The sequence below is a fragment of the uncultured Veillonella sp. genome (genome assembly GCF_963524655.1).
In the GTDB taxonomy this organism is placed as follows: Bacteria; Bacillota; Negativicutes; order Veillonellales; family Veillonellaceae; genus Veillonella.
Genome location: NZ_CAURHA010000011.1, coordinates 17852 through 32766 on the forward strand (window position 1 = coordinate 17852; position 14915 = coordinate 32766).

Here is a 14915-nt window from a genome sequence, read left to right on the forward strand (position 1 = left end):
ACCATGACAACTGTAAATGAAGAAGGCAAAGCTTTGGTTGAACAAAGCACTTTTGATAAAGAGAAAGCCTTAGCTGAATTTATGGAGTATATCCATACGTATTTAACAGATGATGAGTGTAACCAAGTATTAAAGGCGTTTGAACTTGCTGATAAGGCTCATGAAGGTCAGTTTAGAGCTTCTGGTGAACCTTATATCATGCATCCACTAGCTGTAGCTGATATTTTGGCACACTTACAAATCGACCATATTACGCTTATGGCAGCGCTTATGCATGATGTGGTTGAAGATACATCCTACTCCAAGGAAGATTTAGAGGAAATGTTTGGCTCTGAAGTAGCATTCCTTGTTGATGGGGTAACAAAGTTAAACCAATTCCAATATGAAACAAAAGAAGATCGCCAAATGGAAAATTATCGGAAGATGATTTTAGCGATGGCAAAGGACGTGCGCGTCGTTGTTATCAAATTGGGTGACCGCTTACATAATATGCGTACCTTAAAGCATATGCGCAGTGATAAACAAAAACGCATTGCTAAGGAAACGCTCGAAATCTTTGCTCCACTTGCGCATCGTCTCGGTATTTTCAATGTGAAATGGGAGTTAGAGGATTTATCCTTCCGCTATTTAGAACCGGAAAAATATTATGATCTCGTAGATCAAATGAAGCAAAAACGCCAAGTCCGTGAAGATATCGTTAATGATACGATGAGTCAACTCACTAAGGCTTTAGGTGAGGCTCATATTAAGGCAGATATCAAAGGCCGTCCTAAACACTTCTACAGTATTTACAAGAAGATGAAAAAGGACAATCGCGATTTGTCACAAATCTATGATTTGCTTGCAGTTCGCGTAATCGTTGATAGTATCCCTGATTGTTATGCGGTACTCGGTATTGCTCATAGCTTGTGGAAACCATTGCCATATCGATTTAAAGATTATATTTCCATGCCGAAATCCAATATGTATCAATCCTTGCATACTACTGTTATCGGTACCATGGGACAACCTGTAGAAATCCAAATTCGTACTTGGGAAATGCATCGTGTATCCGAATACGGTGTTGCTGCTCACTGGCGGTATAAAGAAGGTAATAAAAACGGCGATAAAGAGTTCGACCAAAAGGTTGCTTGGTTGCGCCAAGTTCTAGAATGGCAAGATACAAGCAATCCAACAGAGCTCGTTAATGCTTTGAAATTAGATGTATTCTCCGGTGAAGTATTCGTATTTACACCGAAGGGGGATGTAGTTAAGCTACCAATTGGTTCTGTACCATTAGACTTTGCCTATCGTGTTCATACCGATGTAGGTCATCGCTGTGTAGGTGCTAAGGTAAATGGCAAAATTGTACCGCTCGATTACACCTTGCAAAATGGTGATATCGTCGATATTATTACGTCTAAAACGAGTAAACCAAGCCTTGATTGGCTTAACATTGTAGGTTCCTCTGAAAGTAAGAGCAAAATACGCAACTGGTTCAAGCGCGAAAATAAAGCTGAAAATATTGAAAAAGGCTTAGAGGCTCTTGAAAAAGAAGCGAAACGATTAAATTATACGTGGAAAGAGTTGATTGCAGATAATCGACTCCAACAAGTAACTAAACAACTAAAAGCCGGTACTGAAGAGGAAATGTTTGCTGCTTGTGGCTATGGTGGTATTCCTGTAAGCACTGTTCTCTTGCGTTTAATTGAACTCTATAAAAAATCTAAAGAAGCAGAGGAATCTAAGCACAGTACTGAACAAATTATTGAGAAATTAAAATCGCAAGGCCAAAAGAAAACTAAAAATGGTACTGGCGTCCTTGTAAAAGGCGAAGCTGGTGTTATGGTGCGGATGGCAAAATGCTGTAACCCTGTACCTGGTGACGATATTATTGGGTATATTACCCGTGGTCGTGGCGTTTCTGTCCATCGCTGCGATTGTTCTAGTATGGGCCATACACCGGAAGATCTTGAGCGGATGATTGAAGTTTCTTGGGATGGTTCCTCTGGTGAATCCTTCCACGTAGGCATCGATATTCAAGCGTACGATCGAAATGGTTTGCTCATGGAGGTTATGGCTGTACTTTCAGAATTGAAAATTACCATCACCAACATCAATGCCAAGGTACAAGAGGATACTAAAAATGTAAGTATCAATGTTACAGTTGATATCCGTGATATTTCACAACTCGATTTTGTAATGACTAAGTTGCGTCGTATCCGTGAAGTCTATACGGTACAACGTAGTTAAGGAGGGGCTTAATGAGCGAACAACAATTAGTGCTTATGCGCATGCCTTTAGGTCCACTAGGAACGAATTGCTATGTCATAGGCGATAAAGCGGTTGGTGAGGCTTTCATCATCGACCCTGCTACATCGGAAGTATTAGATGCGTTAAAGAAACATGACTTGAAGCCAAAAGCTGTTTTGCTAACTCATGGTCACGGCGACCATATCGGGGGCGTTCAAGACATTGTAAATACTCATCATGTACCTGTATATGTGCATAAGGGTGATGTGCCGTATCTATCTGATCCTGAGCTTAATCTCAGTGCCTATAGTAATCCAACACTTATTAAGGTACAGGCTGATCTTATTGAGGTTAAACAAGGTGACCATATTACCTGTGGTGATATTGACCTAGAGGTCTTAGAAACACCAGGTCATACGCCAGGTGGTGTGTGCTATTACATGGAAGGTCTCGTATTTGTAGGGGATACTCTATTTAGAGATTCCGTAGGACGTACAGATTTTCCAAATGGCTCCTATGAGACCTTGATGGAATCCATCAAAACTCAGCTTTATAAATTGCCTAATAATACAATGGTTTACCCTGGTCATGGACCAGAAACCAATATAGAGTATGAAAAACAATACAACCCATTCGTGGGTCAGTAGGTTTGAATGAAGTATTTTTACAAATTGTAGAGGGGATAATTATTATGAACACAACATTAGAAAAATTAAAAGAACGCATTAAAGACAAAAAGTACAAATTGACTACGCAACGTCAAACGATTTTGCAAGCTTTCATCGACGCTGATGAAAACCATTTGAGCGCAGAGGACGTATATGTACTCGTAAAAGAAGTGGCTCCAGATATCGGTTTGGCTACTATCTACAGAACACTTGATCTGTTCACAGAGTTAGATTTATTAAAACGCCTTGATTTTGGTGACGGACGTAATCGCTACGAATTGAACGACGAAGAGTTCGCTCATTTCCATCATCATTTGATTTGTGTAAAATGTGGTAAAGTATCCGAGTTTGAAGATGATATGCTTGAAACATTAGAGTCCATCATCGCTAAAAAATTGAACTTCCGTACTATTGACCATCAATTGAAAGTATATGGTTACTGCAGTGATTGTCAAAATCACATGTCTGAAGCAGAACTTGAAAAATTAGAGCGTATGGCTCATCATCATGGTTAATACATATCTATATACGGGGCCATTACCACTTGGCTCCGTAGTAGCTCATAATTGTGGTGCGGCGGGACTCTTTTCTGACAAGGTAAATCCAGACGTACTCCTTGAAGCTCATGAAGTGGATGGGAATTATGCACTAACGGTTACCATTGGCGATATAGTTCAAAATTTTGAAGGCCCTGTTTCCTCTCTAGGACGACGTCAAATTGGTCAAGCTTTATTGCGCTACTTGCGTGAATATCAAGGTCTACCAGCTGAGGCTCCTTGGGGGACTATGGTAGGGGTGCGCCCTACAAAGCTACTACATAAATATATAGATACATATGGCTCTATCCACGCAGCAACTCGTCACATTAGGGACGAGTTTTCTGTGTCTATGGAAAAGCTTGCTACGTTGGGTACTATCGGTGAGTATCAGCGGCCATTTTTAACTGATACAGACGATAAAAAGGTGAGTCTCTATTGTGGCATTCCTTTCTGTGACACTCGCTGTGTGTACTGCTCTTTTCCATATGGACTTTACCAAGATTACAATGGTAAAAGCCAATTTTTAACAGCTTTAGGTCGTGACATAGAGGATATGAAAGCTATTATTCAGTCTTATGGCTTAACGGTAGATACCCTCTATATGGGAGGCGGAACGCCAACGGTATTAGGCGATGAAGACTTTTACCAAGTTCTAAAACAGTTGTCTATACTTGTGCCAGACGGTCATGAATTTACTGTAGAAGCGGGGCGTCCAGATTCTGTGAATCCCGCAAAAATACGGTCTATGTTAGAACTAGGCGTAAATCGTATCAGCATTAATCCGCAAACCATGCAAGACGATATTTTGAGACGCATTGGTCGCGGGCATAGTGCACGTGATATTGACGAACTGTTACAATATGTAAAAGCAAATACATCTCTAGCGGTAAATATGGATTTTATTGCAGGCTTACCGCATCAAACGATGCAAAATATGATAGAGAATATGGATTACGTATGTCAAAATCTACCGGAAAATGTTACAATTCATACGTTAGCATTAAAACGTGGTAGCCCATTGTATGATTTACATATGCAAGATGATATTCCTGAGGAACATCTCGTAGCAGAAATGGTACAATATGGTAAAGAGCGTCTTGAGGCGGCTGGTTATGTGCCATATTATTTATATCGCCAACAATATATGAGAGGGCAGTTAGAAAATATTGGCTACACTTTGCCAGGTAAAGCGTGCGAATACAATATTCAGATTATGGAGGAACGGCAAAGTATTCTATCCATGGGCCCAGGAAGTTCATCTAAGTGGATGCGCGCCCCTGAATATCGTCAATTGAAACAGCACATGCCAAAGGATGTAGATGTTTACCACGCAACGATAGATGCACTATTAGAGAAACGACATAGAATTTGTGAAAAATTTTGGGAGGTTGTGTAATGGCTATTAGAAAACCAAGAGGTACACAAGACTTTTTGCCAGAACAAATGATAAATTGGCACTATATTGAACAACGTATGCGCGAGATTTGCAAAGTTTACGGGTTCAATGAAATTCGCACACCTGCCTTTGAAGATACTAAATTATTCTTGCGCGGCATCGGTGAAACTACAGATGTAGTACAAAAAGAAATGTACACCTTTACTACTGGCGATGAAGGTGGTTCTAGCTTCACATTGCGCCCAGAAAATACAGCATCCGCTGTGCGCGCATACTTAGAAAACAAAGTATATGGTAAAGAAGGCCTTACAAAATGGTATTACATGGGACCTATGTTCCGACATGATAAACCACAAGCAGGCCGCTACCGTCAATTCCACCAATTTGGTGCAGAGGTATTAGGCTCTCAATCTCCAGTTGTAGATAGTGAAGTTATCTGCATGGTTGTACAATTGTTGAAAGACTTTGGCCTTAAAGATCTCAATGTAGAGGTAAACTCTGTAGGCTGTCCAACATGCCGCCCTGTATACCGGGAAAAATTAATCGCTTTCTTTGAACCTAAAAAAGAACAATTATGTAGCGATTGCCAAGAGCGTTTGTACAAAAACCCGTTGCGTATCTTGGACTGCAAAAATGAAACATGTAAATCCTTGTCCGTAGGTGCTCCTGAAATTCACGAACATTTATGTGGCGAGTGTCATGATCACTTCGAAGAATTGAAAACCTATTTAACGGCTGCTAATGTGCAATATACATTAAACCCTCGTCTCGTACGCGGTCTTGATTATTACACTAAAACAGCATTTGAAGTACAATATACTCCACTAGGCGCTCAAAGTGCCGTAGCCGGTGGTGGCCGTTACGATGGTCTAGTAGAGGAACTTGATGGTCCTCATACGCCAGCCATTGGTTTTGCCATGGGTATGGAACGTTTGCTTTTAGCCCTTGAAAAACAAAACTTATTACCAGAGCCAACTGTAGAACCATCTGCGTTCGTAGTAGCCCTTGGTGATGCGGCTAAGGTAGAGGCTTTCAAAATCTGCCAAGCATTACATGATGCATATGTAACCGTTGAAATGGACGGACAGGGCAAGAGTATGAAGGCACAATTAAAATATGCTAACAAAATTAATGCAAAATATGTTATCATATTGGGTGATGATGAATTGGCTCGTGGGGAAGCCATAATCCGATTCATGGAAACTAGTGAACAAGAAACTGTACCACTTGATACAGTTTCTGAACGTATAACTTCTTTGGTGAAAGGATGACAATTAGAATGGAAACAATGCAAGGCTTACACCGTACGCACGGTTGTGGCACCATCTCTGAACAAGAGGTAGGTAAAGAGGTCGTATTATGTGGTTGGGTTGAACGCCGTCGTGACCACGGTGGTTTGATTTTCTTGGATCTACGCGATCGTTCTGGCGTAGTACAAATCGTAGCGTCCCCAGATCATAACGTAGAATCTTTCCACAAAGCAGAGGATGTTCGTAACGAATATGTACTTTGTGTACGTGGTAAAATTACAAAACGTGATGAAGCAGCTATTAATCCAAACCTTCCTACAGGTGCATACGAAATGTTCTGTGAAGAGTTGCGCGTATTGAACTCCGCTAAAACTCCTCCATTCTATATCCAAGATGATATCGATGTAGATGAAAATATTCGTTTGAAATACCGTTACCTTGACTTGCGTCGTCCAGAAATGCAACGCAACTTGATTTTACGTCATAAAGTAACAAAAGCTATGCGTGACTTCTTCGATAGCCGCGATTTCTTGGAAATTGAAACTCCAATGCTTACTAAATCTACACCTGAAGGTGCTCGTGACTATCTAGTTCCTTCCCGTGTAAATGCTGGTACATTCTACGCATTGCCTCAATCTCCACAAATCTTCAAACAAATCTTGATGGTTGCTGGTTATGAAAAATACTTCCAAATCGCTCGTTGCTTCCGCGATGAAGATTTGCGTGCAGACCGTCAACCTGAGTTTACTCAGCTCGACTTGGAAATGTCCTTCGTAGACGAAGAGGACATCTACTCCATGCTTGAAGAAATGGTTGCTCATGTATTCAAAACTGCATTGGGCAAAGAAATTACATTGCCTATGCCTCGTATTACATGGGACGAAGCAATGGATAAATACGGTTCTGATAAACCAGATCTTCGTTTCGATATGGCCTTTACTGATGTAACTGATCTTGTAAAAGATACAGAATTTAAAGTATTCCGCTCTGTTATCGACAATGGTGGCGTAGTTAAAGGTATCGTAGTACCTGGCGACGCTGGCATTCCTCGCCGTGAACTTGATGACCTCGTTGAATATGTAAACCGTTATGGTGCAAAAGGCCTTGCATGGGCTTGCTTCAACGAAGATGGTTCCATCAAGTCTCAAATCATGAAGTTCTTAGGTGAAGATACAATCCGCAACATCGGTGAAAAAATGGGCGCTAAAGGTGGCGACCTAGTATTGATGATTGCTGATAAACCTGCTACTGTGGCACGTGCATTAGGCGAATTGCGTCTTGAAATGGCACGCCGCATGAACATGATTGACCCTGATAAATTGGCATTCACATGGGTAACTGATTTCCCTATGTTTGAATATAATGAAGACGAAAAACGTTATGTTGCAATGCATCATCCGTTCACAATGCCACGCCATGCGGATCTTGATAAATTAGAATCCGATCCTGGCAGTGTAAAAGCGATTGCTTATGACATGGTATTGAATGGCGTAGAAATCGGTGGCGGTTCTTTGCGTATTTACCAAGCTGACGTACAAGAAAAAGTATTTAAAGCAATTGGTTTATCCATCGAAGAAGCAAGATCCAAATTCGGCTTCATGCTTGATGCATTCCAATATGGTGCACCTCCTCATGCAGGTTGTGCATTCGGCTTAGATCGCCTTGTTATGTTAATGGCAAAACGTCAATCTATCCGCGACGTAATCGCATTCCCTAAAACACAATCTGCTTCTGACATCATGAGCCAAGCTCCATCTGAAGTAGAACCTAAGCAATTAAAAGAATTGCATATTAAACCAGATATTGAGGAAGAAGAAGAGCAATCTTTAGTGTAAAAACATAGGCAAGAGTTGGTTAAATTTGAAATGTCAAGTCTTGTTAATTACTAATCTTTCTGATACTATTTATGTATAAGATATCCCTGCCATGTGCGTGTGATATCGCAGTTTTGAGCCAACACATTTACTTCGGGAGTCCGGACTCTCGTCTGAACGTTACGCCCTTACGGGACAACCGCAGGATGAGGAGGGCACCCACCTGCCCTAAGCAGGATCAAAACGCGGTACATTACGGCATGGTGGGGCTTTTTTGCGTGCAAAATATAAAACTTTAGAGTTAATAGTTAAGATGTTATGGATTGAGGTGATAGAATGGATAGTTTATTTGATTTGGCGCCTACAAATACATATGAGCCGCTTCCTGTGCGGATGCGTCCTACTAAATTAGACCATTTATATGGTCAGGAGAAGGCTGTAGGAAAGGGAACTTTCTTGCGTGCCATGGTAGAGAAGGATACCATACCATCCATGCTTTTTTATGGACCTTGTGGAACGGGCAAAACTACGTTAGCGGGCATTATTGCTAAGATGAGTAATAGTCATTTTGTAAATTTAAATGCTACTAATGCAGGTATTGGTGAATTGCGCACCATCATTGAAGATGCGCGCAAGCGTGTTCGTTCTCTGCAACAGCGAACTATTCTATTCCTCGATGAAATTCATCGCTTTAATAAAAGCCAACAAGATGTGCTGTTACCTTGTGTAGAGGATGGCACGATTATCCTTATTGGAGCGACCACAGAAAATCCATTTTTTGAGGTTAATAGACCACTTTTATCTCGATTGAGACTGATCACATTAGAGGCCCTTACACCAAAGGCTATCGGTCAAATTTTGCGTCGTGCTATTACGGATGAAGAGGTAGGCCTTGGTAAACGGCATCTACAGGTAACCGATGAGGTACTGGAGGATGTAGGCATCTTCGTCAACGGTGATGGTCGTATGGCCCTCAATATTTTAGAGCAAGCAGCGGCCATGGTTCCCGATGAGGGGACCATATCCATTGAGGTTCTTGAAAAGGTTGTAGGCCGTCGTATTTATACATACGACAAAAAAGGTGATAGCCATTATGATACGATTTCTGCTTTCATTAAAAGTATGCGCGGCTCCGATGTGCAAGCAACAGTTCATTATCTAGCGCGCATGATTGAAGCCGGGGAGGATCCTAATTTTATCGCTCGCCGTATCGTCATTTGTGCTGCTGAAGATGTAGGGCTTGCTGATCCACAAGCGTTGATACTGGCAAATGCAGCCGCTCAAGCGGCCCATATGGTAGGCTTCCCAGAGGCGCGTATCATATTGTCGGAGGCTGCATGTTATGTGGCGTTAGCACCAAAGAGTAATTCTGCTTATATGGCAATCGATGCAGCTATATCCGACGTGCGTCATAAAGATTGTGGGCAGGTACCTGATCATTTGAAGGATAGTCATTACAGTGGGGCTAGCAAACTAGGTCATGGGAAAGCCTATAAGTATGCTCATAACTATCCGAATGGCTATGTAAAACAACAATATTTACCGACACCTCTAGTAGATGCTACATATTATAATGGCATAAAAAGAGGTAGAGAAGAACAGTTGCTTCACGACTGGGAAGAACGTCGTAAAAGTTAACTAAATACTTCGATATATGCTATAATATAATGATTAGTTAATTTACTGTAATGTTATAAGTAAGGGGTTTGTATAGATTTATGGCAGAAGAAAATACTTCCACCAAAAAACGCAACACACGCCGGAAGCGAACAAGTACAAAACAGCAATCAAAGTCTCAAGGCTTCTCTTTGCGAAGCGAAGTTAAAGGGCTTATTGTCATTGCCTTTGCCGTGATTTCTTTGCTTGGTTTCTTTGGTTTTGAGCTCGGTCTTGTCGGTGAAATCTTAACAGGTATATTCCGCTACGGCTTCGGCCTAGGTGGGATTATTCCTTGTTTGTGTGTTTTCTGGGTAGGTTGGAGATTATTATATAAGGGGACATTTATTTCCATTACAAAACGAGGCATTGTAATGACCTTGTTTTTCTTATTCTTGTTAGCTCTCGTTCCGTTGTGGCGCGTTCCTGAGGGGCAGGAACTCATTACTACACAACTAGCTAATCAAGGCGGTGTTGTAGGTGGTGCTATTGCAACATTCATGCGCACTTTATTAGGTAATTTAGGTGCTATTATTCTTGATGTATTCTTATTGTTAGCCTTTGGTCTTCTTATTACTCGATTATCTTTGCGCAGTGGGTTGCAAAAGGCAGCTGATAAAACTCAAGTAGGTTTAGATGTAGCAAAAGAGGTAGCTGCTGAGAAGGTAGCCGTGGCGAAAGAGGTCTTTGAGGACTGGAATGAGCAACGTAAAGAGGCGGTGGCACAGCGTAAAGCCTATAATCGGGAAAAAGATACGCGCTTTGAAGATGCTGCAGACCAAGCATTAGATACTTTAGAAAAACGCGGTATTACTACCGATAGAGATAGCTTTGAAACTGATACCCCTGTAGATGTGGAACCGATAGCGGATACAGTTACAACTGTAGAGCCACCAAAAGCGCCAACATCTTGGAAGGAACTAGCTGAATTAGAAGCGCGTAATCGTGCAGCGGAACAATTGGCTAATATTTCTGAAACATCTGGCGATGCTAAGACTTATGAAGCTGATGATTTTGATCAATTTTCTGATGCTAGTAGATCTACAGGCGATGATTATGTATATGTTCCAGATGAGGATTATACTTATACACCAGACGAAGGCTATACTGATGAGTCTGAAGCCGCAAGAAATACTGAAGAGGAAGAACCTGAATTTTCCTATCAAGATACAACTATTGGTCCACTAGAGACTAATCATGGAGCTATTGCGTCCGCCGTACCAGGTACGGGTGCTGCCGCTAGTTCTGTAAGTGCTGGTGCTGGAATGGGTGGCATGGGCTTACAAGTGCCATCGATTATTAGTACCACAGAGGATACAGCTCAAGTAGCAGTATCTAAAGACGGTCAAATTCACCGTACCTATGATAGACCTTACCATTTCCCTAGCCTTGATATTTTGGCGAAAGGGAAGGGGAGTCAAAATAATGGCGAAGAAGTAGCGCAAAATGCGATGATGCTTGAAAATGTATTGAGCAACTTTGGTATTACTGCTAAGGTTGTAAATGCTACACAAGGCCCGACTGTTACGCGTTATGAAATTGAGCCTGCTCCAGGCGTAAAGGTTAGCCGTATCGTTAATTTAACAGATGATATTGCCCTAAATTTAGCGGCTCAACATATTCGTATGGAGGCTCCAATCCCTGGTAAATCTGCTATCGGTATCGAGGTACCTAATAAGACCACAGAGGCCGTACATTTACGCGATGTCCTCGATTGTAGCGACTTTAAGGATGCTCGAGGTGGTATTCCTGTAGGTCTTGGTAAGGATATTGCAGGGAAACCTGTGATTACTGACCTTGCAAAAATGCCTCACTTGCTCGTAGCAGGTACTACGGGTTCTGGTAAATCCGTATGTGTAAATACTTTGATTTCCAGTATTCTCTTTAGTCGTAAACCAGAAGAAGTTAAGCTTTTATTAATCGACCCTAAGATGGTTGAATTGTCTATTTATAACGGCATTCCTCATTTGATGGCGCCAGTTGTAACAGATATGAAAAAAGCCGCAGCTGTATTGCGTTGGGCCGTTCGTGAAATGGAGGCTCGCTATAAAGCCTTTGCAGCGTCTGGTAAACGAGATATTAAGAGTTATAACGAAGCGCACCCTAAGGCGGCTATGCCGTTGATCGTACTGATTATCGACGAGTTAGCTGACCTTATGATGACAGCTCCAGATGATATTGAAGAATCTATTAGCCGTTTGGCACAAATGGCGCGTGCTGCAGGTATCCATATGGTACTTGCTACACAACGTCCATCTGTTAATGTTATTACTGGCTCTATTAAGGCAAATGTACCGAGCCGTATTTCCTTTGCTGTAGGCTCTCAAATTGATTCCCGTACTATCCTTGATATGGCGGGGGCTGAGAAATTACTTGGTAAAGGTGATATGTTATTTGCTCCAATTGGGGCGAATAAACCAATTCGTGTACAAGGTGCATTTATCTCTGATGATGAGGTAGAAAAACTTGTGGAATTTGTAAAAGCTCAACGTGAACCAGAGTATGATAATACGGTAACGCAAGAGGCTGAAAAGGAAGCTGAAAAAGAGTCTGCTGAGGACAATGATGTATATCGCGATGAACTGCTAGAACGAGCTGTAAATCTCGTTATGGAATCTGGTCAAGCCTCTGTATCTATGTTACAGCGTCGTTTCCGCATTGGTTATACTCGTGCGGCACGCCTTGTCGATACCATGGAAGATCTTAAAATCGTGGGTCCTAGCATGGGTAGTAAGGCTCGCGAAATTTTGATGAGTCCTGAACAAGCAAAAGCTAGATATTTCCCTGATACCAATGATGAGCAATAATTGAATGATTATACTATTACGTAGATTTAGAAAGGAACGAAAATGGCTGAATTAGGCGAAGAATTACGACGTGAACGGGTAAGACGTAATTTAACCTTTAAAGATGTGGAGCAAGTGCTTCATATTAAAACAACCTACTTAGAGGCTATCGAAGATGGCAACTATGACATCATTCCTGGACAGGTCTACGTAAAAGGCTTTATTCGTAACTATGGCAATTACTTAGATCTCGATGGGGATCGTTTGGTGAAAGCCTACCAAAGCCAAGTAGGGGATATTGATACCTTTTCTTTGCGCTCTGTAACGAGACAGAAAGCTCAAGTTACTCCTAATTTGGTGCAAAGCGAGTTCGTTGAATACCAAACCTCTAAGAAACGAATGTCCTTAGAAACTCGTCAACGAAAACGCCAACGTTCTATCGTTCAAGAACGTATTATTTTAGGCATTATCTTATTCTGTATGGCATTATTTTTACTGTGGTTATTCCTTGTCTAATAGTTGATTAGGAATGATAGAAAGGCATTTACACAATCAATGGATAGATTTTTAGTAACAGAACCTTCGGATATGAAGGAACGAGGTTGGGCCGAATTAGATTTCGAGCTCATCAGTGGGGACGCCTATCTGGACCATCCGTCCTTTGCTCCAGCGGGTATCGGCAGATACCTAGAATCAAAAGGCTATCGTGTAGGCATTATAGATCAACCAGATTGGAATGATGTAGAGGCTTTCAAAAAACTAGGTAAACCGCGTCTAGCATCCCTTGTTACAGCAGGGAATCTAGATTCAATGCTCAATAAATTTACGGCGGCAAAGAAAATTCGTCGTCAAGATGATTATTCTCCAGGCGGTGAAGCTGGTCATCGTCCAGATCGTGCTACCTTGGTCTATGCGAACCGTATGAAGGAGGCTTACAGTGATGTGCCGCTCATTATCGGGGGCATAGAGGCGTCCTTGCGCCGCTTTGGTCATTATGATTACTGGTCGGATACGGTACGTCGCTCTATCTTAGTTGATTCTAAGGCAGATGTACTTGTATATGGTATGGGTGAACTTCAAATTGTCGAATTAGCTGATGCGTTAGACCAAGGCAGATTTAAAGAGTCCTTGCCGTCTATTCGAGGTATTTGCTATATGGCAAAGGACATTCCTACCATTGATTATGTAGAGTGTCCTTCTTATGAAGCGATTAAAGCGGACAAAATGGACTTTGCTGATGCGTTCCGCATCCAATATGATGAACAAGATCCTTTCTATGGCCGCATAGTAGTACAAAAACATGGGGATAGATATCTTATCCAAAATACGCCTGCTTTGCCTTTGACACAGGAGGAAATGGATGGTGTATATAACTTGCCATATACCCGTAAGTGGCATCCTAAATACGATGACAAAGGTGGCGTACCAGCATTAAGTGAAGTACAATTCAGCCTTGTTAGCCAACGTGGTTGTTTTGGTAGTTGTTCCTTCTGTGCTATTACAAATCATCAAGGGCGTATCATCCAAAATCGTAGTCATGAGTCGTTAATCGACGAAGCTCAGATGATGATTAATATGGATAACTTCAAGGGTTATATTCACGATGTAGGCGGTCCTACAGCGAATTTCCGTCATTTAGCCTGTGATAAACAAGCTGTATACGGTGCTTGTAAAGGTCGTACTTGTGCGGCCCCTGAGCCTTGTGAAAACTTGAATACAAATCATGATGATTATATTGCTTTACTTCGTAAGTTGCGCAAGTTAAAAGGTGTGAAAAAGGTATTTGTTCGTTCTGGCTTGCGTTATGACTATGTGCTAGCAGATAACAATAAAGACTTTGTGCGAGAGCTCTGTGAGTTCCACGTCAGTGGTCAGTTAAAAGTAGCTCCAGAACATGTGTCTAAGCGTGTAACTAACATGATGGGCAAGGCTGGGAAGGAAGAGTTCCTTACCTTTAAATCTTGGTTTGAAGAGGCCAACAAAAAACTTGGTAAGAAACAATATTTAGTACCATACTTTATGAGCTCTCATCCAGGTTGTGCCTTGGAGGATGCCATCGAATTAGCGGAGTTTTTGCGTGATCACCATATGTACCCTGAACAAGTACAAGACTTTATTCCAACTCCAGGAAGCTTATCCACTTGTATGTACTATACAGGTATTAATCCCTTAGATGGAAAACCTGTCTATGTAGCCAAAAAGGGTAGAGATAAAGCAAAGCAACGCGCTTTGATGCAGTTTAAAAATATTGAAAACTATGACCTTGTTAAAGAGGCGCTTATAGAGGCTAATCGACGTGACTTAATTGGTTTTGGCCCAGAATGTTTAATTCCACCACGTCCAATTGGTCGCAATGCTAGTGAACAGCGTAGTAAGTGGAATACACGCTCTAAATCTGAAAGCTCAAGACGTACGTCAAATAGCAAATCTAATGCACGAGGATCGTCTAATAGTCAATCTAGTTTTAGTAAGGGGAGACCATCTCGTAGTGGTATGACTAAAGGTCGTCCATCTAATAAAAGCCGTGGTGGTCGTTAATTATAGAGATTAGTTTAACTAGTTTCATTTGGGAAT

Annotated in this window: 10 protein-coding genes and 1 other RNA gene; all 11 read left to right on the plus strand. The window is 41.5% G+C overall.

Features of this window, described 5'->3' with window-relative positions; translation table 11 throughout:
• The first annotated feature begins 3 nt into the window (after nucleotides 1-3).
• Nucleotides 4-2232 (plus strand): bifunctional (p)ppGpp synthetase/guanosine-3',5'-bis(diphosphate) 3'-pyrophosphohydrolase, encoded by a 2229-nt coding sequence (locus RYM16_RS03610; protein ID WP_314982353.1) that lies wholly within the window; start codon nucleotides 4-6, stop codon nucleotides 2230-2232.
• 11 nt (nucleotides 2233-2243) lie between these two features.
• Entirely contained in the window at nucleotides 2244-2879 is a 636-nt protein-coding gene (locus RYM16_RS03615) for an MBL fold metallo-hydrolase (RefSeq protein WP_314982355.1), read from the plus strand.
• A 44-nt stretch (nucleotides 2880-2923) separates the two neighbouring features.
• Nucleotides 2924-3415, plus strand: a complete 492-nt coding sequence (locus tag RYM16_RS03620; RefSeq protein ID WP_043005743.1) for a Fur family transcriptional regulator — start codon at nucleotides 2924-2926, stop codon at nucleotides 3413-3415.
• Complete coding sequence (gene hemZ, locus RYM16_RS03625) at nucleotides 3408-4835, plus strand: coproporphyrinogen dehydrogenase HemZ (protein ID WP_314982357.1); 1428 nt, start codon at nucleotides 3408-3410, stop codon at nucleotides 4833-4835. The genes RYM16_RS03620 and hemZ overlap by 8 nt, the downstream gene beginning before the upstream one ends.
• On the plus strand, nucleotides 4835-6106 hold the full coding sequence (gene hisS / locus RYM16_RS03630; RefSeq protein WP_314982359.1) for a histidine--tRNA ligase: 1272 nt from the start codon (nucleotides 4835-4837) through the stop codon (nucleotides 6104-6106). The genes hemZ and hisS overlap by 1 nt, the downstream gene beginning before the upstream one ends.
• Nucleotides 6107-6114: 8 nt before the next feature.
• Nucleotides 6115-7920, plus strand: coding sequence for an aspartate--tRNA ligase (aspS, locus tag RYM16_RS03635; protein ID WP_314982361.1), 1806 nt, complete (start codon nucleotides 6115-6117; stop codon nucleotides 7918-7920).
• An 80-nt stretch (nucleotides 7921-8000) separates the two neighbouring features.
• Nucleotides 8001-8173, plus strand: a non-coding RNA gene (gene ssrS, locus RYM16_RS03640) — 6S RNA.
• Between the two features lie 62 nt (nucleotides 8174-8235).
• Nucleotides 8236-9537 (plus strand): replication-associated recombination protein A, encoded by a 1302-nt coding sequence (locus RYM16_RS03645; RefSeq protein WP_314982363.1) that lies wholly within the window; start codon nucleotides 8236-8238, stop codon nucleotides 9535-9537.
• An 80-nt stretch (nucleotides 9538-9617) separates the two neighbouring features.
• Nucleotides 9618-12362: a DNA translocase FtsK 4TM domain-containing protein gene (locus RYM16_RS03650; RefSeq protein WP_314982365.1), complete on the plus strand. Its 2745-nt coding sequence runs from the start codon at nucleotides 9618-9620 to the stop codon at nucleotides 12360-12362.
• Between the two features lie 42 nt (nucleotides 12363-12404).
• Nucleotides 12405-12857, plus strand: a complete 453-nt coding sequence (locus RYM16_RS03655; protein ID WP_314982367.1) for a helix-turn-helix domain-containing protein — start codon at nucleotides 12405-12407, stop codon at nucleotides 12855-12857.
• Nucleotides 12858-12896: 39 nt separating this feature from the next.
• The gene (locus RYM16_RS03660; RefSeq protein ID WP_314982369.1) at nucleotides 12897-14879 is read left to right on the plus strand and encodes a YgiQ family radical SAM protein; all 1983 of its coding nucleotides are present in this window, start codon (nucleotides 12897-12899) and stop codon (nucleotides 14877-14879) included.
• The last annotated feature ends 36 nt before the right edge of the window (nucleotides 14880-14915 follow it).